This is a genomic window from Sedimentibacter sp. MB31-C6, assembly GCF_035934735.1.
Classification (GTDB): Bacteria; Bacillota; Clostridia; order Tissierellales; family Sedimentibacteraceae; genus Sedimentibacter.
On sequence record NZ_CP142396.1, the window covers coordinates 1,717,878 to 1,743,004 of the forward strand.

Annotated in this window: 32 protein-coding genes and 1 pseudogene; all 33 read left to right on the plus strand. The window is 35.3% G+C overall.

Annotated elements, in window-relative coordinates; genetic code table 11:
* Nucleotides 1-2: 2 nt before the first annotated feature.
* The 33 genes and pseudogenes from U8307_RS08195 (at nucleotide 3) to U8307_RS08350 (ending at nucleotide 25,123) form a co-directional block, all read left to right on the plus strand.
* Nucleotides 3-815 carry an AAA family ATPase gene (locus U8307_RS08195; protein WP_326906878.1) on the plus strand — a complete coding sequence of 271 codons (813 nt, stop codon included), beginning with the start codon at nucleotides 3-5 and terminating at the stop codon, nucleotides 813-815.
* Nucleotides 816-919: 104 nt separating this feature from the next.
* The gene (locus tag U8307_RS08200; protein ID WP_326911579.1) at nucleotides 920-2,362 is read left to right on the plus strand and encodes a CpaF/VirB11 family protein; all 1,443 of its coding nucleotides are present in this window, start codon (nucleotides 920-922) and stop codon (nucleotides 2,360-2,362) included.
* A complete protein-coding gene (locus U8307_RS08205) occupies nucleotides 2,359-3,288 on the plus strand; it encodes a type II secretion system F family protein (protein WP_326906880.1) in 930 nt (309 codons plus the stop codon). Before U8307_RS08200 ends, U8307_RS08205 begins: the two co-directional genes overlap by 4 nt.
* Nucleotides 3,289-3,294: 6 nt before the next feature.
* Nucleotides 3,295-4,167: a secretion protein F gene (locus U8307_RS08210; protein ID WP_326906882.1), complete on the plus strand. Its 873-nt coding sequence runs from the start codon at nucleotides 3,295-3,297 to the stop codon at nucleotides 4,165-4,167.
* 11 nt (nucleotides 4,168-4,178) lie between these two features.
* Complete coding sequence (locus tag U8307_RS08215) at nucleotides 4,179-4,574, plus strand: DUF4320 family protein (RefSeq protein ID WP_326906885.1); 396 nt, start codon at nucleotides 4,179-4,181, stop codon at nucleotides 4,572-4,574.
* 8 nt (nucleotides 4,575-4,582) lie between these two features.
* The gene (locus tag U8307_RS08220) at nucleotides 4,583-5,128 is read left to right on the plus strand and encodes a hypothetical protein (RefSeq protein WP_442985516.1); all 546 of its coding nucleotides are present in this window, start codon (nucleotides 4,583-4,585) and stop codon (nucleotides 5,126-5,128) included.
* A 96-nt stretch (nucleotides 5,129-5,224) separates the two neighbouring features.
* Nucleotides 5,225-5,788, plus strand: a complete 564-nt coding sequence (locus tag U8307_RS08225) for a DUF6550 family protein (RefSeq protein ID WP_326906887.1) — start codon at nucleotides 5,225-5,227, stop codon at nucleotides 5,786-5,788.
* A 64-nt stretch (nucleotides 5,789-5,852) separates the two neighbouring features.
* Nucleotides 5,853-7,544: a hypothetical protein gene (locus U8307_RS08230; protein WP_326906889.1), complete on the plus strand. Its 1,692-nt coding sequence runs from the start codon at nucleotides 5,853-5,855 to the stop codon at nucleotides 7,542-7,544.
* A gap of 25 nt (nucleotides 7,545-7,569) precedes the next feature.
* Entirely contained in the window at nucleotides 7,570-7,911 is a 342-nt protein-coding gene (locus tag U8307_RS08235; RefSeq protein ID WP_326906891.1) for a DUF3852 domain-containing protein, read from the plus strand.
* Nucleotides 7,912-7,991: 80 nt separating this feature from the next.
* Entirely contained in the window at nucleotides 7,992-8,597 is a 606-nt protein-coding gene (locus tag U8307_RS08240) for a TetR/AcrR family transcriptional regulator (RefSeq protein WP_326906893.1), read from the plus strand.
* A 3-nt stretch (nucleotides 8,598-8,600) separates the two neighbouring features.
* On the plus strand, nucleotides 8,601-9,215 hold the full coding sequence (locus tag U8307_RS08245; protein ID WP_326906895.1) for a GNAT family N-acetyltransferase: 615 nt from the start codon (nucleotides 8,601-8,603) through the stop codon (nucleotides 9,213-9,215).
* Nucleotides 9,216-9,293: 78 nt separating this feature from the next.
* Complete coding sequence (locus U8307_RS08250; protein ID WP_326906897.1) at nucleotides 9,294-10,172, plus strand: AraC family transcriptional regulator; 879 nt, start codon at nucleotides 9,294-9,296, stop codon at nucleotides 10,170-10,172.
* A gap of 197 nt (nucleotides 10,173-10,369) precedes the next feature.
* Nucleotides 10,370-11,272, plus strand: a complete 903-nt coding sequence (locus U8307_RS08255) for a conjugal transfer protein TrbL family protein (RefSeq protein ID WP_066084918.1) — start codon at nucleotides 10,370-10,372, stop codon at nucleotides 11,270-11,272.
* 20 nt (nucleotides 11,273-11,292) lie between these two features.
* A complete protein-coding gene (locus U8307_RS08260) occupies nucleotides 11,293-11,649 on the plus strand; it encodes a DUF7768 domain-containing protein (protein WP_326906900.1) in 357 nt (118 codons plus the stop codon).
* Nucleotides 11,646-13,068: pseudogene (locus tag U8307_RS08265) on the plus strand (DNA cytosine methyltransferase); the annotation flags it as partial. The gene U8307_RS08260 and the pseudogene U8307_RS08265, both read left to right, overlap by 4 nt.
* A 12-nt stretch (nucleotides 13,069-13,080) precedes the next feature.
* A complete protein-coding gene (locus U8307_RS14610) occupies nucleotides 13,081-13,383 on the plus strand; it encodes a DNA cytosine methyltransferase (RefSeq protein WP_442985540.1) in 303 nt (100 codons plus the stop codon).
* Between the two features lie 3 nt (nucleotides 13,384-13,386).
* Nucleotides 13,387-13,644 carry a hypothetical protein gene (locus U8307_RS08270; RefSeq protein ID WP_326906902.1) on the plus strand — a complete coding sequence of 86 codons (258 nt, stop codon included), beginning with the start codon at nucleotides 13,387-13,389 and terminating at the stop codon, nucleotides 13,642-13,644.
* A 2-nt stretch (nucleotides 13,645-13,646) separates the two neighbouring features.
* Nucleotides 13,647-14,237, plus strand: coding sequence for a hypothetical protein (locus U8307_RS08275; protein WP_442985517.1), 591 nt, complete (start codon nucleotides 13,647-13,649; stop codon nucleotides 14,235-14,237).
* Between the two features lie 111 nt (nucleotides 14,238-14,348).
* Nucleotides 14,349-14,552, plus strand: coding sequence for a (2Fe-2S)-binding protein (locus U8307_RS08280; protein WP_326906906.1), 204 nt, complete (start codon nucleotides 14,349-14,351; stop codon nucleotides 14,550-14,552).
* Between the two features lie 83 nt (nucleotides 14,553-14,635).
* Complete coding sequence (locus tag U8307_RS08285; protein ID WP_326906908.1) at nucleotides 14,636-15,307, plus strand: hypothetical protein; 672 nt, start codon at nucleotides 14,636-14,638, stop codon at nucleotides 15,305-15,307.
* A gap of 178 nt (nucleotides 15,308-15,485) precedes the next feature.
* Entirely contained in the window at nucleotides 15,486-16,019 is a 534-nt protein-coding gene (locus U8307_RS08290) for a hypothetical protein (protein ID WP_326906910.1), read from the plus strand.
* 90 nt (nucleotides 16,020-16,109) lie between these two features.
* Complete coding sequence (locus U8307_RS08295; RefSeq protein ID WP_326906912.1) at nucleotides 16,110-16,364, plus strand: DUF3781 domain-containing protein; 255 nt, start codon at nucleotides 16,110-16,112, stop codon at nucleotides 16,362-16,364.
* Nucleotides 16,365-16,466: 102 nt separating this feature from the next.
* Nucleotides 16,467-18,287, plus strand: coding sequence for a VirB4 family type IV secretion system protein (locus U8307_RS08300; protein WP_326906914.1), 1,821 nt, complete (start codon nucleotides 16,467-16,469; stop codon nucleotides 18,285-18,287).
* Nucleotides 18,287-18,799, plus strand: a complete 513-nt coding sequence (locus U8307_RS08305; RefSeq protein WP_326906915.1) for a hypothetical protein — start codon at nucleotides 18,287-18,289, stop codon at nucleotides 18,797-18,799. Before U8307_RS08300 ends, U8307_RS08305 begins: the two co-directional genes overlap by 1 nt.
* Before the next feature lie 12 nt (nucleotides 18,800-18,811).
* On the plus strand, nucleotides 18,812-19,858 hold the full coding sequence (locus U8307_RS08310) for an amidoligase family protein (RefSeq protein ID WP_326906917.1): 1,047 nt from the start codon (nucleotides 18,812-18,814) through the stop codon (nucleotides 19,856-19,858).
* A gap of 9 nt (nucleotides 19,859-19,867) precedes the next feature.
* A complete protein-coding gene (locus U8307_RS08315; protein WP_326906919.1) occupies nucleotides 19,868-20,395 on the plus strand; it encodes a gamma-glutamylcyclotransferase family protein in 528 nt (175 codons plus the stop codon).
* A 6-nt stretch (nucleotides 20,396-20,401) separates the two neighbouring features.
* The gene (locus U8307_RS08320; protein WP_326906921.1) at nucleotides 20,402-21,511 is read left to right on the plus strand and encodes a C40 family peptidase; all 1,110 of its coding nucleotides are present in this window, start codon (nucleotides 20,402-20,404) and stop codon (nucleotides 21,509-21,511) included.
* Between the two features lie 12 nt (nucleotides 21,512-21,523).
* Nucleotides 21,524-22,102: a DUF6329 domain-containing protein gene (locus tag U8307_RS08325; protein WP_326906923.1), complete on the plus strand. Its 579-nt coding sequence runs from the start codon at nucleotides 21,524-21,526 to the stop codon at nucleotides 22,100-22,102.
* Nucleotides 22,103-22,114: 12 nt separating this feature from the next.
* Nucleotides 22,115-22,495 carry a DUF3846 domain-containing protein gene (locus U8307_RS08330; protein WP_326906925.1) on the plus strand — a complete coding sequence of 127 codons (381 nt, stop codon included), beginning with the start codon at nucleotides 22,115-22,117 and terminating at the stop codon, nucleotides 22,493-22,495.
* A gap of 95 nt (nucleotides 22,496-22,590) precedes the next feature.
* Nucleotides 22,591-23,544, plus strand: a complete 954-nt coding sequence (locus tag U8307_RS08335; protein ID WP_326906927.1) for a DUF5688 family protein — start codon at nucleotides 22,591-22,593, stop codon at nucleotides 23,542-23,544.
* 22 nt (nucleotides 23,545-23,566) lie between these two features.
* Nucleotides 23,567-23,965 carry a DUF6103 family protein gene (locus tag U8307_RS08340; protein ID WP_326906929.1) on the plus strand — a complete coding sequence of 133 codons (399 nt, stop codon included), beginning with the start codon at nucleotides 23,567-23,569 and terminating at the stop codon, nucleotides 23,963-23,965.
* Between the two features lie 69 nt (nucleotides 23,966-24,034).
* On the plus strand, nucleotides 24,035-24,289 hold the full coding sequence (locus U8307_RS08345; RefSeq protein WP_326906931.1) for a DUF6103 family protein: 255 nt from the start codon (nucleotides 24,035-24,037) through the stop codon (nucleotides 24,287-24,289).
* A gap of 480 nt (nucleotides 24,290-24,769) precedes the next feature.
* Nucleotides 24,770-25,123: a hypothetical protein gene (locus tag U8307_RS08350; protein ID WP_066085784.1), complete on the plus strand. Its 354-nt coding sequence runs from the start codon at nucleotides 24,770-24,772 to the stop codon at nucleotides 25,121-25,123.
* Nucleotides 25,124-25,127: the final 4 nt, after the last annotated feature.

Genomic DNA, 25,127 nt, shown 5'->3' on the forward strand with positions numbered 1-25,127 from the left:
AGATGTTAAACTTTAAGAAAAATAGTATTTTTACTCGCAATTTAAAGGAAGAAAATATTCAGGAAGAAATCTTACATGGTGGTGTCCTAGCTGTTTGGGGGAGTCCCGGGAGTGGAAAAACAACAGTAGCTACAAAGATTGCAAAATATCTTGCGGATAAGAAAAAGAATGTAGTACTGGTATTGTGCGATATGACAGCTCCAATGTTACCTTGTATCTGTCCTTCACAAGAACTTGAATGCGAAAAATCATTAGGAAGTATCCTTGCTGCAACCCATGTAACAGAGCCACTTGTAAAACATAATATGATTACCCATAAAAAGCTATCATACATTACAATCCTTGGCATGTTAAAGGGAGAAAACGAATATACCTATCCGCCCTATTCAGAAGTACAAGCAAGAGAGCTAATTGATAGCCTTCGTGAAATCGCGCCATTTATTATTATAGATTGTGGCAGTTATATCGCAAATGATGTTTTATCTGCTGTTGCTCTAATGGAGTCCGATTCTGTATTAAGACTTGCCAATTGTGATTTAAAAAGTATCAGCTATTTATCAAGTCAATTACCTCTTCTTTGTGATGGAAAGTGGGATGCAGATAAGCAATATAAAATAGCTTCCAACATTAAACCACAGCAAGGGGTAGACCATATGAGTCAAGCACTTGGAAGTGTAGCCTTTAAGCTTCCACATTCACAGGAACTTGAGGAACAATACCTAGCTGGAAATCTATTCGATGAATTATCCATGAAGGACAGCAAGGCATTTCGCAAAGAAATTGAGAAGATAGCAAGGGAGGTGTTTGGGTGTTAGGCAAAATAAGAAATAGTTCTGTGCTTCTAAAGACAAAAGGGCAACAAAACGTGTCATCTATAAATGAAAAGGCAATATCAAAGACCACCAAAAGGGCAATTGAAATGCTGGAAACTCAAGGAGTAGAGGGAAAAATAGAAGAGATACAAGAAACACAAGAAGTTCATGAAACACAAAGGGAGTTAGGTTCTGAAAATAGAACTCACTCCCTGTTTTTTATCCCTGAAACAGAGGGTAAGGACTTTTCTACTGTTCTAAAGGACGTACAAGAATATATTTCAAGCAATTATTCTGTTCTTATTACTGATGGAACTATGAAGGATTCTAAAGAGCAGATGAAACGATATATCTCTAAATACGTTCAAGACAGCAGAATATCAGTAAAAGGTATGAGTGGCAATGAATTAATAGATGCACTTTATACAGAAATGGCTGAATATGGTTTTTTAACAAAATATATTTATGGAGAAGGCATTGAAGAGATAGACATTAACTCATGGAAAGACATTGAAGTCCAGTATTCTGATGGAAGAAATGAAAAACTTAAAGAACATTTTGATTCTCCTAAACATGCAATTAATGTAATAAGAAGAATGCTCCATGTTTCAGGTATGGTACTTGATAATGCTAGTCCAGCTGTCCTTGGTCATCTTACAAAGAACATTCGTATTGCAGTGCTTAAAACTCCCTTAGTGGATGAAGATGTTGGTATTTCAGCCTCTATTCGTATTGTAAATCCTCAAAGTATGAAAAAAGAGGACTTTGTAGATGGTGGTACAGCAACAAATCCTATGCTTGAATTTTTATCAGAGTGTATTCGCTATGGTATTTCTGTCTGTGTGGCAGGAGCAACCAGCTCTGGTAAAACAACAATTGCTGGATGGTTACTTACTACCATTCCTGATAATAAGCGAATATTTACTATTGAAAACGGCTCACGTGAGCTTGCCTTAGTTCGTGAACAAGAAGGAAGAGTAACTAATTCTGTTATTCATACCATAACACGTGACAGTGAGAATGAAAGGCAAAGAGTAGATCAGATTACTTTGCTTGATATGTCTTTAAGATTTAATCCGGATATTATTGTAGTAGGGGAAATGCGTGGAGCAGAGGCTAATGCAGCACAGGAGGCAGCGAGGACAGGGGTAGCTGTTCTTACTACCATCCATTCAAACTCTTGTGAGGCAACCTATCGCAGAATGGTATCCCTTTGCAAACGAGCAGTAGATATGTCAGATGAAACATTGATGGGATATGTAACAGAGGCTTATCCTATTGTTGTGTTTTGTAAACAACTTGAAAATAAGGAAAGAAAGATGATGGAGATAATGGAATGCGAGATCCTTCCAGATGGCACAAGGAATTACCGTCCATTATATCAATATGTGATTACTGAAAATCGTATGGAGGATGGGAAATTTATAATTAATGGTTACCATGAGCAGATCAATAGTATTTCAGATAGCCTTAGTAAAAGATTCTTGGAAAATGGAATGCCAATTGACATCATAGAAAAACTGAAAACAAAGGAGGTGGAAACTCTATGAGTACCATCTTGTTGATTGCCTGTATCGGAATGATTACAGGTTTTTTTATTTTATTTGGAATCTCACCAATGGAGTTCACGGAAAACATATTTAAAAAGCTGATAAGTAAGCCAAGGAGCATAAAGGATGAGATTAATGAGACTACAAAGCGAAAGAAGATATCTTTTTTAAGACGTGAAATCATGGAAGTAAAAGAGATTTTAAAAGTAACAGGGAGAGAGAAGAAATTTCCTATGCTTTGTGCCTTATCCTTATTATTGTTTGCAATAGGAGGCTCTATTGCCATCATGCTGGGTAACTCTTTCTTAGTACCAGTGATGGCAGTAGGCTTTATGTTTCTGCCATTTTGGTATATAAGGCTGACTCAAAGTTATTTTAAAAGGGACATTGCTGCAGAGTTAGAAACAGCACTGAGTATTATAACAACTGCTTATTTAAGAAATGAGGATATTCTTACAGCCGTTGAGGAAAATATGAACTACCTATACCCACCAGTTCTGTTTGTATTTAAGGGTTTCGTTTCGAGAATAAAACTGATAAACCCAGATATTATAGGGGCTTTGCAAGCCATGAAAGAACAGATTGATAATGCTGTGTTTCGTGAGTGGTGTGATGCTTTAATCGCTTGTCAGCTTGATAGGAGTTTAAAGACAACCTTAACACCCATTGTAAGTAAGCTATCGGATATGCGTGTAGTAAATGGAGAACTTGAAAACATGGTCTTTGAACCAAGAAAAGAATTTATTACCATGGTCATATTGGTCATCGGAAATATACCTCTTTTGTATTTTCTAAACAAAGACTGGTACCACACTTTAATGCATTCGGCTTTAGGACAGATTATTCTTTCTATTTGTGCTATGGCTATTTTTATATCAACAGCTTTCGTAATTAAATTAACCCAACCAATTGAGTATAGGAGGTAGCCGAATATGACAATTTTAATCTTTACATTTGGCATACTGCTTGCCATTGGTTTGTTTTTAATTTTTGCTGATTTGCTGAAATTTCCAAGCATTGCAACACAAAAGGCTATGTTATCTGCTGGTAAACAAGGGAAAGAAAAAGCGAAAACCGTAGATGCACTTCTTATGGGATGGGCAGTAAAGTTTGCTAAATATATTCCTATGGATGAGTATAAAAAAAGCAGAATGAAAAACACATTAAATGCTGCTGGAATGAATCTGACTCCAGAAGAGTTTATTTCATCAGCAATATTAAAGTCGGGAATAATTGCACTACTAATTATCCCTTGTCTCATGATACTTCCACTCATAGCACCGATACTTATGTTTTTAAGCATTATCACATATTTTAAGGAAATTCGTAAAGCAGATGAGATATTAAAGATAAAGAAAGAAAAAATTGAAGTAGAACTGCCAAGATTTGTAGCAACCATTACTCAGGAGTTAAAGGCAAGTAGGGATGTATTGTCTATTATAGAGAACTATAAGAAAAATGCAGGAGAGGAATTTGCTGATGAGCTGGATATCTTAACAGCAGATATGCGCTCTTCTTCTTATGAGGCAGCACTTACAAGGTTCGAGGCAAGGATTAATTCACCGATGCTATCGGATATAACGAGAGGGTTAATTGGTGTTCTTCGTGGAGATGATGGGTCTATGTATTTTCAGATGCTATCCCATGATATGAAGCAACTTGAACTTCAACGATTAAAAGCACAGGCTATGAAGATACCACCTAAGATTCGAGTGTTTTCCTTTGTAATGCTTATGTGTTTCTTGATGACCTATATGGCCATTATTGTATATGAAATTATACATTCCCTTAGTGGAATGTTCTAGGAGGTGTCTATGTGTTAAAAATCTTAAAATCCAAGCAAGGAGAGGGATATATAGATGTTGCAATTCTTGTGCTTTGCGCCATGCTTGTTATTGCTCTTGCAGTGAGAGTATTTCCAGCATATATCATAAAACAACAGGTAGATACCTTTGCTACAGAGCTTGTAAGGGAAGCAGAAATTGTAGGAAGGGTAGGATCAGAAACTACAAACAGGGAGCTTTTACTTCGAGAAAAGACAGGTATTACACCAGAGGTTAAATGGTCGAAGACAGGAAGAATTCAGTTAAATGAAGAGATAAGTGTTACTGTTACCTTTAAAACAAATATAGGTCTGTTTGGAGGTTTTGGGTCTTTTCCTGTTACCTTAAGAGCTGATGCTGCTGGGAAATCAGAAGTATATTGGAAGTAGGTGAAATCTTGCATAAAATAAAAAGAATATTATCCGATAAAAAAGGTAGTTCCTTTCCACTTGTTGTTGCAGTGACTTTGTGTCTTGTGATGATTTTTACAGGAGTATCAGAATACTTTAGGCTCATGATCATAGCACAGGGTGTTCGTGATGCTGTTCAAGATGCGGTAATTTCTACTGTCAATGACAATTATGATGATGTTTATCATGGAGTTCGTGAAGGGTATTCAGGAGGATATCAGCCTGTGGCAGATGACTTTGAAGAATCGCTTGATTATGGAGCAATTTATGATAGACTAGATACAATTCTAGGATTAAGTAGGAAAAGTGAGTATCATGTTAAGACCACATCAGAAGGAAAAATAGAGTTTAAAATATGGAATTTAGAAGTAGATATAAGGAATGCTCCATTAGCTTTAGGGGATAGATCAGATTCAAGATTTGAGGCGGATAGCAGCATAATGCTTGAAGTACCAGTATCCTTTGGAGGCAGACTTCTTCCAAGTATGAAGATAAAAATAAAGACAAGTGCTGGCTATACACCTAAGTTTTAAAGGATTTGAAGAATTTAATAGACTTTCAAGAAATCTTGTGGTAGTTTGTAGCTTGAAAGAAACAGATAATTTAGATTAACAAGGAGGCAGAAACCTATGAATAATATAAATGATAAGACCAAAAGGAGACTAATTGTAGCTAGTGGCTTAATAGTCAGTGTAATACTTATAGTTTTAATAACAAATCAGTTTAAGAAAGAACCCATAGAGGATGCAGTACTGCCAAATCAAAGCATAGAAACGAATGATATCATAGTAGAAAAACCTGTAATTACAGGAAAAGAAGATGAAATTATAGTGCCAGAAATTGAGATTCCAGATACGGAAAAGGCAGATAATGGTGCAATAGATACAGGCACTGAGCAAACTATTCAAAGAGATGTGGAAAAACCAAAAGAGCCTACAGAGGAACAGCTTACAGATCCAACACAGAAACCAAATGGTGAAAAAGTAGAAATACCACTTGAACCTGTAGAGCATGATAAAGTCGAGAAACCAGCAGAGGCACCAAAAAGTAATGATGAACCACAAGGTGGAGATACCAATAATGGAAAGATTTATGTACCTGGATTTGGCTGGATTGATGATGTAGGGGAAGGTCAAGGTACTACAGTAGACGGAGATGGAGATATTAATAAACAAATAGGAAATATGGATTAAATATATATAGCAATGATGAACACTGCAGAGATGTAGTGTTTTTTCTTTGCGGAAAGGAGAATAGATGAAACAGATACTAAAAATATTAATGATATTTATAATGATATTTAGTTTAACGATGCCCATTACTGTATTTGCCGTTGGAGATGGAAATATAGATTCTGGTGGTGGAGGAATGGGAGATGGAACGAGTACTGATAAATGGTCACCTGGTTATGATGGTGTACGTGTTACAGTAGTTCGAGCAAGTGATCATGCCGTAGTAACTACACCTATTGATTTTACTAATAAATCACCTACTAACGTTCGTCTGCATTTTGGAAAGGTTAGCAAGTTAAGTTATAACGGAGGCAGAGCCATTTCTCCTAGTGGACAAAGCTATACCTTTGTAAATCCCGCACAGGAGATGCCAAGAATAGTGAGTACGAATGGTAGTAGCAACATAGAAGCAATAAAGAAATACTTTTGCTCTGAATATACAATTAAAAGAGTTGCTGAAATTACAGGCATGAATTATGAAATTTTAATTGGTGGGGATTACAAATTACTTTTAGAACCAATGGCATATTACACATTTCAAAGTGTTATGATTGCTACCACTGCAACGGAAGCAGCCATGTATGATGAACAATTAAGTGGATTGCTTCGTAGCAAGATGGTATCTTTGTCTCATAAAAACTTGCCACTTGCTATGTTTCTAGAGGTAGGAGATTTGGGATACCCAGCATGGAGTGGAAGTACTACAAAAGCAGCATCCAATGCAGATATAAAATCCTCTCTAGGACTTGGAATTGTGCGATTTACAGAACAACCTGAACCACCAATTATAAATGCCTATGATTATGAATATAGAGTAAATACAGAGGTAATCACTTCCGTTATGATTAGTGGAGGACAGTCTGATCCTGACAGACCCACTCGTGTAAGCTTTATTATTGATGGAAGAACCTATAATGTTGGGAATGTATATTACCCAAGTGGCGACTCCCAGCTTGCATGGGTGAAGTGGACAACTCCCGATACGGAACAAGATATGGTAATAGATGTAATAGTGAATGGACCGGGCAGCACTACGAAATCAATTATTAATGTTAAGATTGTTGATTTAGATAAAAACCCACCACCAAATCCTGTTGCTGATGATAGAAATGACTCTTTTTCTTATTCCTCTGTTCCAAACAGAGCAGAGAAGACAAATGCAAATTGGAGTATATGGAGTCCTTGGTGGAGGGCATATTGGGTGTGGCATAGTACAGGAGAGGACTCGGGATATTGGTGTGACCATGGTTGGTGGGAGTTTGACCTTGACCAATATACAGCGAAGCTCTCAGGTGATATGAGTATTAAAAATGATAGTAAGAATCCTACTGCTAGTGGAAGTATTTTTAAAAGTGGATATGGAATCAATCAAACAGTGGCTGGAAATGTGAGTACTAATCAAAGTTCAGCTATAACGTATGCTCAAAATGCTGTTTCCTATTTCCCAGAATTTTGCTATGAAACCTACTGGAGATTGTTAGAACGTATTTCTGGTGGTTCAAATGCAAGGTTTGAGTTTAAGAAAAACAATTATTCCACTTATAAGAATCGTACACATTTTACCCCAATATGGATGCCAGATGGGTCTTATACAGTTAATAGTTGGCTTATAGATGCATGGACACCTGATGGAATGCTTTCAATGAATCTTACTGATACATTAACAATAAAGGGGAACTTGTGGCAAGACTGGCACATAGCACCCATAAATCCTTAAATACAGAAAAAGAAAGGTGGAACTTATGAAGATAAATAAGAAAGTAGCATTAACAATGTGCATGGTGCTGATTGGTATATTATTATTTAGTACTACAGCATTAGCTTCAGGTACAGGAGATGTAGCAGGAGCTATTGAAGGGACTTGGAAGGATGCATCAGCGCAGATAAAAACAGTTGTAAATAAAGTTGTATTTCCAGCAATTGACCTTATCTTAGCAGTATTCTTCTTTGCAAAACTTGGTACTGCTTATTTTGATTATAGGAAGCATGGACAATTCGAGTGGGCGGCACCAGCTATTCTGTTTGCATGTTTGGTGTTTACTTTAACAGCACCAGCATATATTTGGAAGATACTTGGGATGTAAATAAAAGAGCATATTGACAAATAATACTCTACATTTTATAATGAGTGAACAATAACTCATTAGAAAAAGGAGGTTTATATTTGCCAAGAACTAAAGAACAGTTTGAAGAAATGCGTAATAAAACAAGAGAGAAAATTCAATTAGCAGCAATGCAAATATTTGTTCAAAAAGGATATGGCTCTACAAATGTTCAAGAGATTGCGGACTTAGCAGGTATTAGTATAGGACTTTTATATCGTCATTATAAGACTAAAGAAGAATTATTTAATGAATTAGTTGAATACTCAATTAACGGGATTAAAGGGGTTTCAGATTTATTTAAGCAGGATGATTCGCCCAAAAAATTAATAATGCAATTTGTTGATATAGTATATAAAGATATGGTAGATGGAGATGAGCTGACGAACCTATTAATTCTTATGACACAATCAATCTTTTCAGGAGCAATTAATCATGTGGAAAATGAAATCAAAAAACAAGATGCTGAAATGCTTAATGCCACTTTAAATCTTATAAAAAGAGGGCAAGAAATCGGTGAGTTTCGTTCAGGAAATCCATATGAATTAGCTGTGTTTTTTTATTCAACTATACAGGGCTTAGCTACGATGAAGGTTATGTTAAAGGATAGTTTTATCATGCCATCCCCATCTATTATAATGGCCTTTTTATTAAAGGAAGGGGAATGATATATGCAATCAAAGGATAATAAATTTGAAATAATTAGAGCTGATAAAGCAGGTATAGATGTTAGAAAACAAATGGCACAAATATTTGCAGACGGGTTTAGCCAGTGGCTCGGATATTTTTCCAAAGATAAAGAGGTAATTGCAAAGGCTTTTGCACACATGTTTATTTTAGACCAATTTTATGTTGCTACAGTAGCGAATAAGATTGCAGGGATGGTTGCATGTACGGATTGTAAGACTCTATCGGTACAACTTAACAAAAGAGAATTAAGAAAACACTTTGGAGTTATAAAAGGCAGTATTGCAGGGATTGTTTTGAAAAAAGAGTTTGAAGCTCCTTTTGAAAATCCTCCAGAGGATACGGGATCTATCGAATATGTCGGAACAGTTTCTGAATTCAGGGGAAAAGGAGTAGCAACGCAAATAATTCAATATATCTTTGATAATACCCCTTATAGCGAGTATATTATTGAAGAGGTTGCTGATACTAATATTCCAGCAATGAACTTATACAAAAAAATAGGATTCGAAGAATATAAACGAACCCCAGTGTCACCAAAAAACGCCCCAAAAATAGGAATAAATTATTTAATTTCATTGAAATTAAGAAAGCTATAAACAGTCAAAAGTTGCACCGAAATTGTCGGGCACCTGGTTCTTTGTTTTGCTATGATATGTTCAATGGAGGTCATAGAAATGAACACACTGACACAAATGAATAAAGCAATGAGATATATTGAACAAAACCTTATGGGAGAGATTGAATTTGATGAAATGTCTAGAATAGCTTGCTGTTCAGAATATCATTTTCGCCGGATGTTCTCATTTTTATCAGGGATGCCGTTAGGTGAATATATTCGTCGAAGAAAATTATCCATTGCGGCAGTTCTGCTTAATGAAGAAGACAATAAAATTATTGATATTGCATTACAATTAGGTTATAACTCTCCTGATGCTTTCTCTAAAGCTTTTCAAGCAATGCATGGCATATCGCCGTCTAGAGTAAAAAAGGGAAATATTATTTTAAAAGCATTCCCTCCTATGACTTTCCAATTAACTATTAAGGGAGGCAATGAAATGGATTATCGAATTGTAGAAAAAGATGCATTTAAGATTGTAGGACTTAAAAAGAGGATTACTCTAATCTTTGAAGGAGTGAACCATCAAATGGATTCAGTTTTGCAAGGTTTAACTGATGAAGGAATTAAAGAGCTAAAAAGTCTTTGTGATATTGAACCTAAAGGTATGCTGAGTGTATCAACAAACTTTTCTGAAAGAACTGTTGAAGGAAGTGAACTTGACCAATATATAGGAGTGGCTACTACAAAACAGATATCAGCGCAATGGGATGTACTAGAAGTAGATTCAGCAAACTGGGCAGTTTTTACTGTTGTTGGTGAGTTTCCTAAAGCATTGCAAGATACATGGGCTCGTATTTATGCGGAATGGTTTCCTACCTCTGGTTATGAACTGACTGGTGGTCCTGAGATACTTTGGAATGAGAGTCCAGATACTAGCAAATCTAATTATAAAAGTGAAATATGGATTCCAGTGAGAAAATCTGATTCAATGTAATCAACAAGCAAATTAATAATTTACAAATTTTAGGCAAAAGAGCTTTTCAATATGAAAGGCTCTTTTGCTTTATAGTTTACACAATGACTTTTTAGTGGGTCTAATATATGTAGCAAATAATGATAATGAAGTAGGATAATTTAGTGCATTACATAAAAATGATGTGCTATTTTTTGTTTAGAAAGAGGTGAAGTGAAATGTTTATCTGGGATTTTCTCTTAGGGGATGTGATGGATCAAATCATTGATTGGTTCTACGGTCAGCTTATAGGTTTTCTTGCTGATTTCTTTGCCCAAATGGGAAATATGGGAGTAGAACTTTTCGAGATGAGCTGGGTACAGTCAATTGTTCTGTTCTTCTCTTACCTTGCTTGGTCACTTTATGGAATAGGACTTGTAGTGTCCTGCTTTGAAACAGGGATTGAGTACCAATATGGTAGGGGCAACGTGAAAGATGCAGCCTTAAATGCAATTAAAGGATTTATGGCAGTCAGCCTTTTTACTACAGTGCCTATAGAACTATTTAAGCTCTCGGTCAATTTACAAGCAAGTTTAACTGCTGGTATCACAGGATACGGAAGTGGAATTGGTGGACTTGCAACATCTATTATTGGAGAATTAAATAATGTAGGCGATATTACAAGTGTTGGTAGTTCGGGAATATTCGGTGGAATCACTATGATAACAAGTCCATTTATGGCTCTGTTTATTATTATCCTTATGGGATACGCAGTAATTAAAGTATTTTTTGCAAATCTAAAAAGAGGTGGAATTCTACTTATTCAGATAGCAGTTGGAAGTCTGTATATGTTTTCTGTTCCTCGTGGTTACATTGATGGCTTTATTCAGTGGTGCAAGCAGATAATTGGATTGTGCCTTACTACATTTCTTCAGGCAACGATACTAACTGCAGGACTTATGGTAGTAAAAGATCATGCATTGCTCGGATTAGGTTTGATGTTATCGGCAGGAGAAGTACCACGGATTGCTGGAGCATTTGGACTTGATACATCCACTCGTGCCAATGTAATGAGTGCAGTTTATACAGCACAGGCCGCTGTAAACACAACTAAAACTATAGTACAAGCAGTACCAAAATAAAAATAGAAAGAGAGGATTTAATGAAACTAATATATGTTGCATCTCCCTATAAAGGAGATATAAAAAAGAATATAGAATATGCGAAACAGGCTTGCCGATATGTGTTAAATGAAGGCAATGCCTTTTTTTGTCCCCACCTTCTCTACCCTCAGATTTTAGATGATAATAATCCAGAAGAAAGAAGATTGGGAATTAACATAGGAAAAGAATTCTTAGCAAAATGCGATGAACTATGGGCATTTGGCGGACATATTTCTCATGGGATGTTTGAGGAGATTGAATTTGCTAGAGAGATAGGTATTCCTATAAAAAGAATAATGAAACTAGATTTTGAAATAGAAGAAGAGACTGTATTTTGTATGAGGATGGATAGATGATTACCTTGGGGAGTCTTTTCGATGGGATCGGAGGATTTCCCCTTGCTGCTGTTCATAATGGAATTACTCCTATATGGGCAAGCGAAATTGAATCCTTTCCCATTGAGGTGACTAAAATACGATTCCCTGATATGCTCCATGTTGGTGATATTACAAAATTAAAAGGGGAAGAATTGCCTCCTGTTGACATTATTACAGGTGGTTCACCATGCCAAGATTTATCTGTTGCAGGTGCAAGGGCAGGGTTTGCTGGTGAACGTTCAGGATTATTTATGGAGCAGATAAGAATAACAAAGGAAATGAGGTGGGCAGATGAAAGAAGAGGAAAGGCAAATCACCTTATCAGACCTCGATACTTCGTTTGGGAAAATGTCCCCGGAGCATTCTCAAGTACAAACGGAGAAGACTTCCATGCGGTTCTCGAAGAAACCGCAAGAATTGCAGTCAGCAGCGTATCTATACCTAGACCTCCGGGAGGGATATGGAAATCTGTTGGGTGCGTATTGGGATATGAATTCACCATTGCTTGGAGAGTTCTCGATGCTCAATACTGGGGTGTCCCCCAAAGACGTAAAAGAATCTTTCTTGTCGCAGATTTTGGAGGACACACCGCACCCAAAATATTATTTGAGCAAGACAGCCTGTTTGGGGATACTCAGAAGAGCTAGAGCAAGAGGAAAGGAACTGCCTAAACAATTAAAAATAGCTTTAGAAATTCAAGGGGAAGCTGAAGGTGCAGAACAAGAGCCTAATAACAATATGATTACTGAATATAAAGCATATCATATCAATCAACGAAATGAGGGCATTGACTTAAATGGAATTTCAGGAGCCTTGATGGCAACTCAAAATATGCAGATGCAGACATTTGTCACAGAACCTATGCTATGTCTAAATGATCAGGGTGGTGACCGAATGGATATAACAGAGAATATTACGTCAACACTTCGAGCCAGTATGGGAGGAAATCAACCTATAGTCATGGCAACTCAGCAAGATGGTGCAGAAATATGTATTGACCTTTGCCCCACTGTTACATCAGCAGCAGGTACAAGTGGCAACAACCAACCGGTTCTATTTGATAATCATGCAAAAGACTGCAGATACAATGGTCCCCTTAATGTAGCACCAACCATATCAGCAACCTATGGAACAGGTGGAAATAATGTACCATTAGTATCAAAACCAATTGATTCAGACAGTTATTGTATTGCAGGAAATACCATTGATAGAAAAGATCATAATGGTGGAAATGGATGCGGATTTCAAGAGAATATTAGTTATACTCTTACTACCAGCGATATTCATGCTGTTTGTTATCCGACTAAAATTTATCAAGATACAGTAGGAGCATTATGTGTAGGAGATGAAAAAGGCAATGGAAATCAATATGTAAGTCAAGATAAATGTATTGTAGACTGTGAAAAAATGATGTTTGGACAATCGGAATTTGCTAATTACAAGGAAGGATGTGCAACACTTAGAGCAGAGGGTGGAGATAATGGAGGAGGAAGTGAAAACCTTGTAACTACTAAGAATCTTGTACGCAGACTAACACCATTGGAATGTGAAAGACTTCAAGGCTTTCCAGATGGGTGGACTAAAATAGAAAAATCATCCGATAGTGCAAGATATAAGGCATTAGGTAATAGTGTAGCAATCCCTTGTGTAGATTTTATTATGCAAGGGATTGCTTATTTTTTGAGAAAATTTAAGGATGAAGTGGAGGAATAAATAGTGTATATGTACCCTGATAATCTAAAGGCCAAAGCAACCCTATGGCTATGGGAGATAAAAGACATTGGCATAATTGGAATAGGACTTCTTATTTCTGTATTTGCTTTAGCACAACTCGGATTTGTACCGCCTATTGTAATAACAGCAGTATATAGCTTTTTAACTATACAATTTGAAGACACAAGCATACTGAATTTCATTCGTTATGCATGTGCCTTTTTTCTTTTAAAGCAACAGAAGTTTGAATGGAGGTTATAAAATTGGGAAGAAAACAGAAACAAAAGGAAAGGCAAAAACAGTCTACAAGAGAGCTGATGGGTATTGATGAAATTACAGATTACAGTCTTAAGACCCCATATGGGGAGCTAGTGTATTTTATTATCCATCCAACAAATATATCTGTACTATCTGAATCAAGTGTAAGTGCAAGGATCTATGCACTAATGACGGTACTAAAAGGGATTGCTGAAATTGAAATGTTATGCCTTAATTCAAAAGAAAACTTTGATGATAATAAGCAGTATTTAAAAAGAAGAATGGATACAGAACAAAACCCTGTTATTCGGCAACTACTACAGCAAGACAGTACCAATCTTGATAGGATGCAAGTTCAGATGGCTACAGCTCGTGAGTTCCTAATTATTATTAGGCTTAAGAATGAAAAGGAGTCAGATGTATTTCCTTATCTTTCAAGGATTGAAAAGAACTTAAAAGACCAAGGATTTACTACTAGAAGATCTGATAATTTGGATATAAAAAGACTTCTTGGTGTTTATTATGAGCAGAATGTAACAACGGAAAGGTATGAGGATTATGATGGTGAGAGATGGATAGTACTTGGGGATGTGTAAAAATTAATAAAGTGTAAGTTTATTTGATAGGGTGTACGTGATATAATATGTATAATTAAGAATTCGTTAAATAGTTTGAAAAAGGTGTTTCTATTAAGTGAGGTGTTAGGTATGGAAAATGAAATAATATGTTATTGCTCCAATATTAGTAGAAAAAAGATATTAGAAGCTATAGCTAATGGGGCAAAATCCCTACAAGACATTAGAAATATGACAGGTGCTTGCACTTTGGGTAAATGTAAAGAATTAAGTCCAACAAAGAAATGCTGTTCTGCCAATATTATTAAGATTCTTAATGAAAATACAATAGTATGAGCATAAAAGAAAGTGGGAAATTTCAATAAATAGAGCAGATATATAAACATGAAAAATAGGAATTTGTATAAGGAAGTGAGTATATGACAAAAATATGTATCATGACATGGAATACGTCACTCTATGTTGAAAAAACAGCAACACCTATTTGTAGAAAATATAAATCAATAGCAAATATAGTTAAAGGTCAATTAGAGAAAGAAAATGCAATTATCTTTTTACAGGAGATACCATACTGCAGTAATGAAACTTGGGAAAAACATACCCTATACTGTGCTTTAAAAACAGACTTTCCAGAGGGTAAATATGATATTAAATTTACTGTAAGTAACAAAAAACAAATAATGATGACAATTGCAATAGCTAAAAAAAGCACAATAGAGTCAAATAACACTGCTTGCAATGATAATCGCACAATTTCTGTTAAATTTAATGAACTCGAACTGATGGGAATTCATGCAAAAAATGGGAATCAGAATAAAGATTATCTAGAATCATTAAATAGCAGCAAAGCACACATTATTTTAGGGGATTTTAACGCTGGTGATTATGAAGAATCAGAAAATAGAGATGTGTTCAATGCTATTCTTAAAGGATATACAAATATTTGTAATCAGTATACCACTGTTTTCGATACTGCTATTGATCATATATTTGTACATAATGACATTGTATCAAAATGTTCAAATCTAATTGTTCATGAAGAAATAAAGTGTTCTGATCACTTTCCGATTACATTTCAAATTGATATTTAAATGTAAGTATATATAACTTAATTACTTGTAAAACTATGGTTTGGTATTATCTCGACAAATCTCTATAAGCAGAAATAATATATAAGAAAAAAATGAATTTATAATAGGAGACACTGGGTTTTAGGTAATAACTATTTAAATAATTTAACGGAAATTTTAAGTAAGAAAGGAGAAAATTGTGGGAAGCGATATTTTTAATAAAATTGAATTGGCGAATATACCCAAACTTGATTTGTCTTATACAACAAACTTTGCATCAGGTATTCAGGCACAAATTGAAGAATCAAATAAAAGAACACAGCAGATTGCCGAAGAAGCCTATAATAATCGTCAAAGAATGCAAAAAGCAATTGAGCAGACAGCAACCAATACTGCCGAAACTAATGTTCAATTACAGATGGTTGTGGAAAATCAAAATGCATATATTGATGTATTGAAGGAACAGTTATCCTCGCAGAAGCAACAACTTGAACTTAATGAACACCAGTTGACTATCCTCAAGAATATCTTTGCATCCGGAGAAGATGGAGTAGCTGTCGAAAAGGAAATCATGAAACTCATTCAAGAGCAAATAGATTCAAATCATCCGCTGTGGGATTATGTCAAGGATAAAGGCGGCGATATTGCGGTGGTTGGAGTTACAGCTGGGGCACCTATTATATACGGTGCGATTAAAATGTATTTAGCATCAAAAGGAATATCGTTGCCGTAACATGAATAAAGGATGCTTTAATTATCAGGATATAATTGTTATGATTTGCTTCAAAAACACAAAATTCGATTTACAAAGAGAGATGATATTATGAATGATGATGAGATTTTACTTTCAAATTTAGATAAAATTCATACCACTAAAATGGGTATTGACAGAATAAAAAGAAATTTGGGATTGGATACAAAAGATGTGGTAGAGTGGTGTAAAGACAAAATTAAACTTCCGAATTGTTCTATAATAAAAAAGGGCAAAAATTATTATGCAACTATTGATGACTGTGTAATAACAGTAAACTCTTATAGTTATACGATTATTACTGCACATAAAACTAAGACAAAATAAAATTCCAATTTAAAAAATAAAATATAAATATGTTATCAAACCTTGCACTAATGTGTAGGGCTTTTTTTAATGCAGAAAAAGAAAGCGAGGTAAGAAGATACTATGGTAAAAAAGAAAATACCAATCATAGAAGATGAAAAAATCAAAAGCTTTGTAGATATGATTGCTCCATCCATCATCAAATTCAACACAGATCATTTTATCTGTGGAAATACCTATAGATGTGTATGGGCACTCCGTGAATATCCTACAAGTACCAGTGAACAAGCAATCCTACGTCATTTAGGAGAAAAGGATGGAGTAACCCTTAGAATCTATACAAGACAGGTAACTCCTAATGAAGAAAAGAAAATCATTCATAATGCAGCCAATAAAAACAGGATGAATACGGCAAATACAAATGATTTACAGCAGACCGTAACAGCAGAAAGCAACTTACAAGATGTTGTCACCCTTGTATCGGCAATGCATAGGAATAGAGAACCGCTCCTTCACTGTGCAGTATATATTGAACTTACTGCAAGTGATTATGACAGTTTGAAACTGCTACAGACCGATGTATTAACCGAGCTTGTTCGTTCTAAGTTAAATGTAGATAGGCTTATGCTTAGGCAACAACAAGGATTCTTATGTGTTGGTCCAACAGGAAGAAATGTATTTGGTAGTCAATATGAAAGAGTGCTTCCAGCATCCTCAGTTGCAAATTTATATCCGTTTAACTATTCAGGCAAGACTGATAGCAATGGATTTTATTTAGGCAGAGATAAATTTGGTTCTAATATTCTTGTGGATTTTGATAAAAGAGATGATGATAAAACAAATCCTTGTATCCTTATTCTCGGTAATTCAGGACAAGGAAAAAGTTATTTATTAAAGTTGATATTATGTAATATCTTAGAATCAGGAAAGAATGTTATATGCTTAGATCCAGAGCATGAATATGTGGAGCTAGCAGAAAATATAGGTGGATGCTTTGTAGATTTAATGAGTGGAGAGTATATGATAAATCCATTAGAACCAAAGACTTGGGATGAGGGAGGAAGTCCACAGGACAAAGATGCTCCTCTTGCATTTAGACAAGCGACAAAGCTAAGTCAACACATTAGTTTTTTAAAAGATTTCTTCCGATGTTATAAAGATTTTGATGATAGGCATATTGATGTTATAGAAATTATGCTAGGAAAACTCTACACTAAATGGAGAATAAGTGATAGTACAAATTTCAGCCGATTAGAATCTGTTGATTATCCAATCCTTTCAGACCTTTATACGTTAATAGAGGAAGAATATAAAGGCTATGATAAAGGAAGATATCAACTTTATACAGTGGAATTATTACAGGAAATCCTGCTTGGACTCCATTCAATGTGCCAAGGTGCAGAAAGTAAATTCTTTAATGGACATACCAATATAACTTCTAATCGGTTTATTGTATTTGGTGTAAAAGGGTTATTACAGGCTAGTAAAAATGTAAAGAACGCATTACTGTTTAATGTATTATCCTTTATGTCAGATAAACTATTAACGGAAGGAAATACTGCAGCTGGAATTGATGAATTGTATTTGTTCCTTACCAATCTTACAGCAATAGAATATATCCGTAACTTTATGAAGCGAGTGCGAAAGAAAGAATCAGCGGTAATACTTAGCAGTCAAAACCTTGAGGACTTCAATATTGAAGGCATTAAGGAGCTAACCAAACCGCTGTTTTCAATTCCAGCACACGCTTTTTTATTTAATGCTGGAAATATTGATAAGCAGTTTTATATGGATACCTTGCAACTTGAAGAATCAGAATATAATCTAATTAAATTTCCACAGAGAGGGGTCTGCTTATATAAATGTGGTAATGAGCGTTATAATTTAGCCGTTCATGCTCCAGCATATAAGGAAAAATTATTTGGAAAGGCAGGTGGAAGGTAGTGACTATTGAAAGTGCAGAATGGGTAATGAAACAAGAAAAAATCGAATCCTACCGGAAACAAAAGCAAGGCATTATAGATGATTTGAGGGTATGCATCAGATATACTCCAAACAGAGATAATGACTTGCTTTGTTTTATGGAACAGTATTTAAAGGAAGAAATAAAGAATCGACCAAGATTATTGGAGCAGATAAAGTGCTGTATAAATGGTGAAAAATATGAAAATCCCTTCCTAGCATATAACCATTATGATGAGGGGCATATTGAAGAATTTGACCATATACTCAATGAATATATTAATAAGCTAAAGTTATCTGGTGGAGAATCCACGCAAGCATCTAGAATTATTGAAAGCACTATACTAAAGATAAATGAACTCCATGATATATGCCGTGGACAGCTGATAGACTCTTGGAGAAATGAAAGACTTATAGAATATATTGTCACTGCTTCTAGGTATGCAGGATTTAAAAAAGCTGAGGACATCATCGAAGCAAAAAAGCAATGGTAAGGTGGTGAGGCTGTGGATTTAAGAGATCAGAACTTTGGAATTGAAATTGAGATGACAGGCATAACAAGAAGAAGAGCTGCTGAAGTAGTTGCCGAATATCTCAATGAGATAGCTGAACATGAAGGTGGTGGTTATGACACTTATAGTGTAAGGGATAATGAAAATAGAAAGTGGAAGTTTGTAAGTGATGGTAGTATTAGCTGTCAGAAAAAAGTGGGAAATAGAAAGCAAATAGCCGACAGAGAATACAGTGTTGAACTTGTTAGTCCCATTTGTAAGTATGAAGATATCGAAAAGATACAGGAGATGGTGCGAAAACTTAGAGAGGCTGGAGCATTTAGTAATAAGTCCTGTGGAATCCATATTCACATTAATGCGGCACCTTTTGAAGCGTACCAATTAAGAAATCTTGTTAATATTGTAGCTGCAAAAGAAAATATGATATATAAGGCATTACAGGTGGATTCAGATAGGGAAAGACGTTATTGCAAAAAGATAGATACGGATTTTTTAGAGAAGTTAAATAAGCAGAAACCAAAAACAAAGAGTGGAATTCAAAAGTTATGGTACAAAGGTAGTGATGGCAGTCATCAGCATTATCATGATAGTAGATACCATTGCCTGAATCTTCATTCTGTCTTTCAAAAGGGAACGATCGAGTTTCGTGCCTTTAATGGTTCCCTTCATGCTGGGAAGATGAAAGCATATCTACAATTTTGTATGGCTATTACAGCTCAAGCCTACAACCAAAGGTCAGCAAGTCCAATAAAAACTGTATCAGAAAATGAAAAATATACCTTCAGAGTATGGCTTTTAAGGCTTGGTTTAATAGGAGATGAGTTTAAAACAGCAAGGAAACATCTCCTTGACCATCTAGAAGGTAATATTGCATGGAAGTCACCTGAACAAGCAGAAGCACAGAAGGAAAGGTTAAGAAAAAAGAGAGAAGTTGAGCTTTCAGATTTACAAGAAGAAACAATAGAAACACAAAATAACGATATGGCAATAGATGAGCAGGAGGAAGAATCTCCTGCTTTTACTATGTCTATGAATCGGTAGGAGGTCAGGATGAAAAATAAAAAATCAAATGAGTCAGTACCAGAAATATTATATATTGCCTATGGAAGTAATTTAAATCTATCACAGATGAAACAACGATGCCCTACTGCAAGAGTCATTGGAACATCGGAAATAAAAGATTATGAGCTTGTATTTCGTGGTTCAAGATATAGTTCAGTAGCAACTATTGAACCATGTGAAGAAAGTAGCGTTCCGGTTTTGCTATGGGAAATCCAATCAGAAGATGAGAAATCACTAGATAGGTATGAAGGCTACCCTAATTTTTATGGAAAGGAAAACATGGAGATTGTGTTAAATGGCAATACTGTTTCAGCAATGGTTTATGTGATGACACCTGGTCATGAATATGGAATACCATCAGAACGTTACAAAAGATCCATTGAAGATGGCTATATTGATGCAGGATTTGATACGGATATTTTACAAAATGCAGTAGATAAAACTTTATGTAGGATGGAAGAAGATATGAAAGATATAGGTGAGCAAGAAAGCTTATTTGGAATGAAATGGTGGTGATAATAAATGGCAGACCCTATAACCATAGGACTTATTGCAAAAGCAGCTATATCAGCATTATCAGATGAAAGGCTGAGAAAAGGTATAGGGTGGACTATTGCTGCAATCCTATCTCCATTTATTCTAATCATTGTTATTATCTGTGGATTGCTTTCAGGAACAGCAAATCATAACAACACCGCCATCCAATTGTCATTTCATGGAGGTGCTATATCAGGAAATATTCCAGAAGAATATCGAGGTCAGATAGAAGATATGCGTAATAGCTTTACAATGCTTGGTGAAAGAATAGAGGAAGTAAATGGTCAAATGGAAGATGGAGATAGTCTGGACTCCATAAGGGTTAAGGCTATTTTTTATTCTCTGTATTTCGCCTCTGATCAGCCATCTGATGTAGACCAAGATAAATATATTGACTGCTTTGTCATTTATGAGGAAAGAACAAGAATCATAATTGATGCAGACGGAAATGAAGTGGATGAAACATATCTAGTAGCGATACCAATTGATACTCTCCCAGAAATCTATACAAATATTGAAACAAATATGGGAAAGGCAACTACTTATGAAGATATGGCCAATGCCAATGAAATTTATTACCGAATCCAGTATGGAGTTCCAGCACCAAATGAAGGAGATGGTTTTGGGGAATGGGGAGATTGGACACATAGCATTAGTCCAGATGAATTAGAGAAATTGTATCATGCTTTGCCAGAGGGAGAGAATGGATCAGAGATAGTAAAGCTTGCTATGACAAGGCTTGGAGACCCCTATTCACAAGAAAGAAGAGGACAAGGGAATTATACAGATTGTAGTTATTTGACTATGTGGAGCTATAGACGTATTGGAATAGTAATACCAGCAACAGCAGCAGAGCAAGGAAGATTTTGCGTGAATAATAATCTTACTGTTTCAAAAGAAGATTTAGTTCCTGGAGATTTGGTATTTTGGAGTCACAAGCCAAACGGCAGATTTATGAATATTACACATGTAGGAGTCTATGCTGGAAATGGAAAAGTAATAGATGCCGCATACTCGAAAGGACAGGTGGTATACAGAGATTTATTTGATTCAAACAAACAGGTTCTATATGGCAGACCGCACATTTTAAAATAAAAGGAGGAGCTTATGCTAACTACAAAAGCAATATTTGAACGAAAGATTTCAGCATTTGATGCACAAGTATGTGTGATTAATGGAATTGAAGTAATGGATGAAAATGAATTTAAGGAATTTAGCAACAATCTATTAGATGACAGAACCTTTATTGTAGATAGAAAAGAAGAAATGTATATAGATTCTACAGGACAAATCCATGGACTGCTTGCACTAAATAAAGATAGTGGAGATGGGATTTTAATTGATAGTCAAGGATATGATTATCCAAGATATGTTGCATTTATGCCAAACATTAAGCCATATATTGATAATCAAATTTCTATCGTTGCAGAGCAAATAATTAAGGAGGCTGTAGAAAATACTTCAAATGGTAGTTGGGCTATTTATTTTGATGAGGTAGAAGAATCCTATGGTCTAGTTGTAAAAGAAAATAATGGTATTGGCACTTTACTCTTAGATGAACTAACAAGCAGAGATGAAATCGCAGAAATTGAAGTATTAGATAACTGCTTTGACATGACAATATATCTTGACTATTGTAGTAACTTAGACGAAGAAATAAAGCCAAGTCAAAACATGAATATGTAGGAGGATGAGAGAATGGATAATATAGAAAAGACAATTCGTATCTTAAAGATTGAGCCACAAAACTTACCTTATGAAAAAGAAATAGCTAATGACTTGGAGGGTATTCAAGGAGAGGTTGAGGGATTATTTGAATGTATTTATTTAGATGATAATTGTATTTTAGTATGTAATGAAGAAGGAAAATTAAATGGGATGGAACTAAATCGAAGGGTTGGTAATGACATCATTGCTGGTCCTTTTTTTATTGTAGGGGATAGCCAAGATGGAGAATTTGTATCCTTGAGCGATGAGCAAATAGAAAATTATATACAAGAATTTGGTAAGGTTCAAGAATTTACAGGAGAAGAACCAGAGGCACAACCAAGGATGCAGTTTATTGGATTTGATTTTTAAAATAAGATTATGAGTTTCAAGTAGTACGTAGTAATGAAAATAACTATAAAAGCAGCTTGTTTCAATGAGAACTGCAAAAGTAAAGGAGAATGCATATGACATTTAGTGAATATGTAGAAACAGTAAAAAGAGAAATTAAAGATTATTTGCCAAAAGAATATAAAGATGTAAATCCAGAAATTAATGTGGTCAGAAAAAATAATGGAGAGGAATTAACAGGACTTACTTTGCGTGGAGAAAGTAATATTTGCCCTAATATTTACCTGAATTCCTTTTATGACTTACATCAGGAGGGGATGAAGGTCAGTGAGACTATGAGTAAGATTGGTGAGATTTTTCAAAGAGAAATAAAAAGAACACCACAATTTAATTTAGAAGACTTCACCTACAACAATATGAAAGATAACCTATATTACACTGTTATTAATGCAGAGAAAAATGAAAAGTTGCTACAAGATATTCCACATCAAAGAAGAGAGGATTTAGCAATTGTGTATCGGGTGAATGTATGCATATCGGAAGAAGGTACAGGGAGTATTTTATTAAATAATGAACATTTAAAACTTTGGGGTGTCGATCACAGAGAAGTTCATGTCCAAACAGTAAGAAATATGCCAAGGATATTGCCGCCTAAATTTGAAAATATGAATGATATTATCGCAGAGCTTATGGGTGAGGATGTCGAGCTATTTGAGGAAATGGCAGGAGAAAATGTGATGTGGGTACTAAGTAATGATAAACGAATGCAAGGTGCAGCATATATGTTTGATGAGGAAGTAATGTCTTCGATTGCAGAAAAATTGGGTGGAGATTTTATTGTATTGCCCTCCTCTCTCCATGAAGTAATCATAATAAAAGAAGAAGATATTATGGTGGAAGAAAATATAGATTTAGAATTTATTCAAAGGATGGTTTCAGAAGTAAATGAGAGCCAAGTAGAACCTGATGAAGTATTATCTGATGCAATTTATCGCTATAGTTCTAAGGATAATAAGCTATCACTTATACAGGAATTTGAGCAGTCCCAAGGTATGGAGATGAAAATGTAGGTAGAAAAGGAGGATTTAGAAGATGAGTATATCAACGGAAAAAGCAACATTACAGGTGACTTTTCAAAAAGAAAAGTTAGAAGCATTAAGGTTTTATATGAACGAAAAGGAACTGACTGTAGAAGGAGAATTGCAAAAACATATTAGTAGTATCTACGAGAAATACGTTCCATCAGCTACTAGAAGATATCTAGAGAGAAATGATAATGAACAGGAAAACCAGACGGAAATAACGGCTCCTATTAGTGATGGTTCATCAGAAGTTACTCCAAGAGCCACCTCTAATCGTGGCAGAAGAAGGACTGAAAGGGTGCAAAGTGAACAGACAGAAGTTCCTACAGAAACAATAAATGCAGAAGAAATTGAAGAGTCACAAGGGCAGACAGAGAATGAAAATCAGGGAATGGTCATGAGTATGTAGTGGCTATTCCTTTTCTGTTTTTACAATGGAAACTATAAAAAGTTAATAAAATGAAGGAGGCATGTTTAAATGAAAAAAGATACTATTAGCGTAAGCCTTGAGGCTGAAAAATTAAGAGCAATCAAGAAATATATGGAGAAGAAAGAGATCGATGTACAAGATGAACTAGCAGAACAGCTACAAAAGCTTTATGAGAAATATGTGCCAGTCAATGTCAGGGAATATATTGATGAAAAGAATGAGGAAGAAAGTAGAGCTAAAACACCAAGAAAACCAGCTAAAAATACTGGTGTAGCTACTTCTACATCTACACCACAGGAATAAAACCATTTTTGAGGCGATATTTGCCCCTGTGTGGGATTGTATGGACGAGAGTGGCACAAGTTATCCTTAAGGAAAGATAAAACGATTTGTGGGCGAATTTGAAGAGATTTATGAATAGAGCAGATTAAGCCTTATGATACTTGGATTTTGGGGAATATGAGCCTGAAAGTTAAGTGAACCCCCCTATTGATTTTGGTGCAGGATAAAGATAGGTGGTCGCAAGCGACCTCCTATCGCTCACATCGCCCGGCAGTGCCGTGCGCTTGAAAGAATTAAGGAAGGTGGTCAAGAAATAGGGTTTGTGTCTATCAAGGTGGTCAGCATTTAGAATAAAACCCATAAAATAAGCACTTGTCAGTGTCATATAGAGGTGGTCAAGTTAAAAGAAGAGAAATTTGAGGTGAAGTTAAAGTGGCAGAAATAAAGAGTACATCAAAGAAACGGACAGCAGTATGGCTATATCCTGAAACAATAGAAAAGATGGACAGTTTATTGGAAATGGATAATTGTAAAAGTCGAAGTGAATTTATAGATAAAGCCTTAAGTTTTTATATGGGATACCTTGTAAGTGAAGATACCACAGGATATCTGTCTAAGTTACTTATCTCAGCTATACAAGGGATATTAAAAGAAACAGAAAACAGAAATTCCAATAATTTATTTCGTCTATCAGTTGAGATGAATATGATGATGCATATACTTGCAGCTGGTTTAGAAATTAGTGATGAAGAACTTCGTAGTCTTCGAGGAAGGTGTGTTCAGCAGGTGAAAAAAACAAGAGGTAAAGTATCCATGGAGGAGGCGATAAAGTTCCAACAAGGAATTGGAGAGTGATAAT

Bases quoted from the DNA above. Each gene is read 5' to 3' on its own strand.
- U8307_RS08195 (WP_326906878.1), top strand. From the start codon at position 3: ATGTTAAACTTTAAGAAAAATAGTATTTTTACTCGCAATTTAAAGGAA.
- U8307_RS08200 (WP_326911579.1), top strand. From the start codon at position 920: ATGCTGGAAACTCAAGGAGTAGAGGGAAAAATAGAAGAGATACAAGAA.
- U8307_RS08205 (WP_326906880.1), top strand. From the start codon at position 2,359: ATGAGTACCATCTTGTTGATTGCCTGTATCGGAATGATTACAGGTTTT.
- U8307_RS08210 (WP_326906882.1), top strand. From the start codon at position 3,295: ATGACAATTTTAATCTTTACATTTGGCATACTGCTTGCCATTGGTTTG.
- U8307_RS08225 (WP_326906887.1), top strand. From the start codon at position 5,225: ATGAATAATATAAATGATAAGACCAAAAGGAGACTAATTGTAGCTAGT.
- U8307_RS08230 (WP_326906889.1), top strand. From the start codon at position 5,853: ATGAAACAGATACTAAAAATATTAATGATATTTATAATGATATTTAGT.
- U8307_RS08235 (WP_326906891.1), top strand. From the start codon at position 7,570: ATGAAGATAAATAAGAAAGTAGCATTAACAATGTGCATGGTGCTGATT.
- U8307_RS08245 (WP_326906895.1), top strand. From the start codon at position 8,601: ATGCAATCAAAGGATAATAAATTTGAAATAATTAGAGCTGATAAAGCA.
- U8307_RS08250 (WP_326906897.1), top strand. From the start codon at position 9,294: ATGAACACACTGACACAAATGAATAAAGCAATGAGATATATTGAACAA.
- U8307_RS08255 (WP_066084918.1), top strand. From the start codon at position 10,370: ATGTTTATCTGGGATTTTCTCTTAGGGGATGTGATGGATCAAATCATT.
- U8307_RS08260 (WP_326906900.1), top strand. From the start codon at position 11,293: ATGAAACTAATATATGTTGCATCTCCCTATAAAGGAGATATAAAAAAG.
- U8307_RS14610 (WP_442985540.1), top strand. From the start codon at position 13,081: ATGTTTGGACAATCGGAATTTGCTAATTACAAGGAAGGATGTGCAACA.
- U8307_RS08280 (WP_326906906.1), top strand. From the start codon at position 14,349: ATGGAAAATGAAATAATATGTTATTGCTCCAATATTAGTAGAAAAAAG.
- U8307_RS08285 (WP_326906908.1), top strand. From the start codon at position 14,636: ATGACAAAAATATGTATCATGACATGGAATACGTCACTCTATGTTGAA.
- U8307_RS08295 (WP_326906912.1), top strand. From the start codon at position 16,110: ATGAATGATGATGAGATTTTACTTTCAAATTTAGATAAAATTCATACC.
- U8307_RS08300 (WP_326906914.1), top strand. From the start codon at position 16,467: ATGGTAAAAAAGAAAATACCAATCATAGAAGATGAAAAAATCAAAAGC.
- U8307_RS08315 (WP_326906919.1), top strand. From the start codon at position 19,868: ATGAAAAATAAAAAATCAAATGAGTCAGTACCAGAAATATTATATATT.
- U8307_RS08320 (WP_326906921.1), top strand. From the start codon at position 20,402: ATGGCAGACCCTATAACCATAGGACTTATTGCAAAAGCAGCTATATCA.
- U8307_RS08325 (WP_326906923.1), top strand. From the start codon at position 21,524: ATGCTAACTACAAAAGCAATATTTGAACGAAAGATTTCAGCATTTGAT.
- U8307_RS08330 (WP_326906925.1), top strand. From the start codon at position 22,115: ATGGATAATATAGAAAAGACAATTCGTATCTTAAAGATTGAGCCACAA.
- U8307_RS08335 (WP_326906927.1), top strand. From the start codon at position 22,591: ATGACATTTAGTGAATATGTAGAAACAGTAAAAAGAGAAATTAAAGAT.
- U8307_RS08340 (WP_326906929.1), top strand. From the start codon at position 23,567: ATGAGTATATCAACGGAAAAAGCAACATTACAGGTGACTTTTCAAAAA.
- U8307_RS08345 (WP_326906931.1), top strand. From the start codon at position 24,035: ATGAAAAAAGATACTATTAGCGTAAGCCTTGAGGCTGAAAAATTAAGA.
- U8307_RS08350 (WP_066085784.1), top strand. From the start codon at position 24,770: ATGGACAGTTTATTGGAAATGGATAATTGTAAAAGTCGAAGTGAATTT.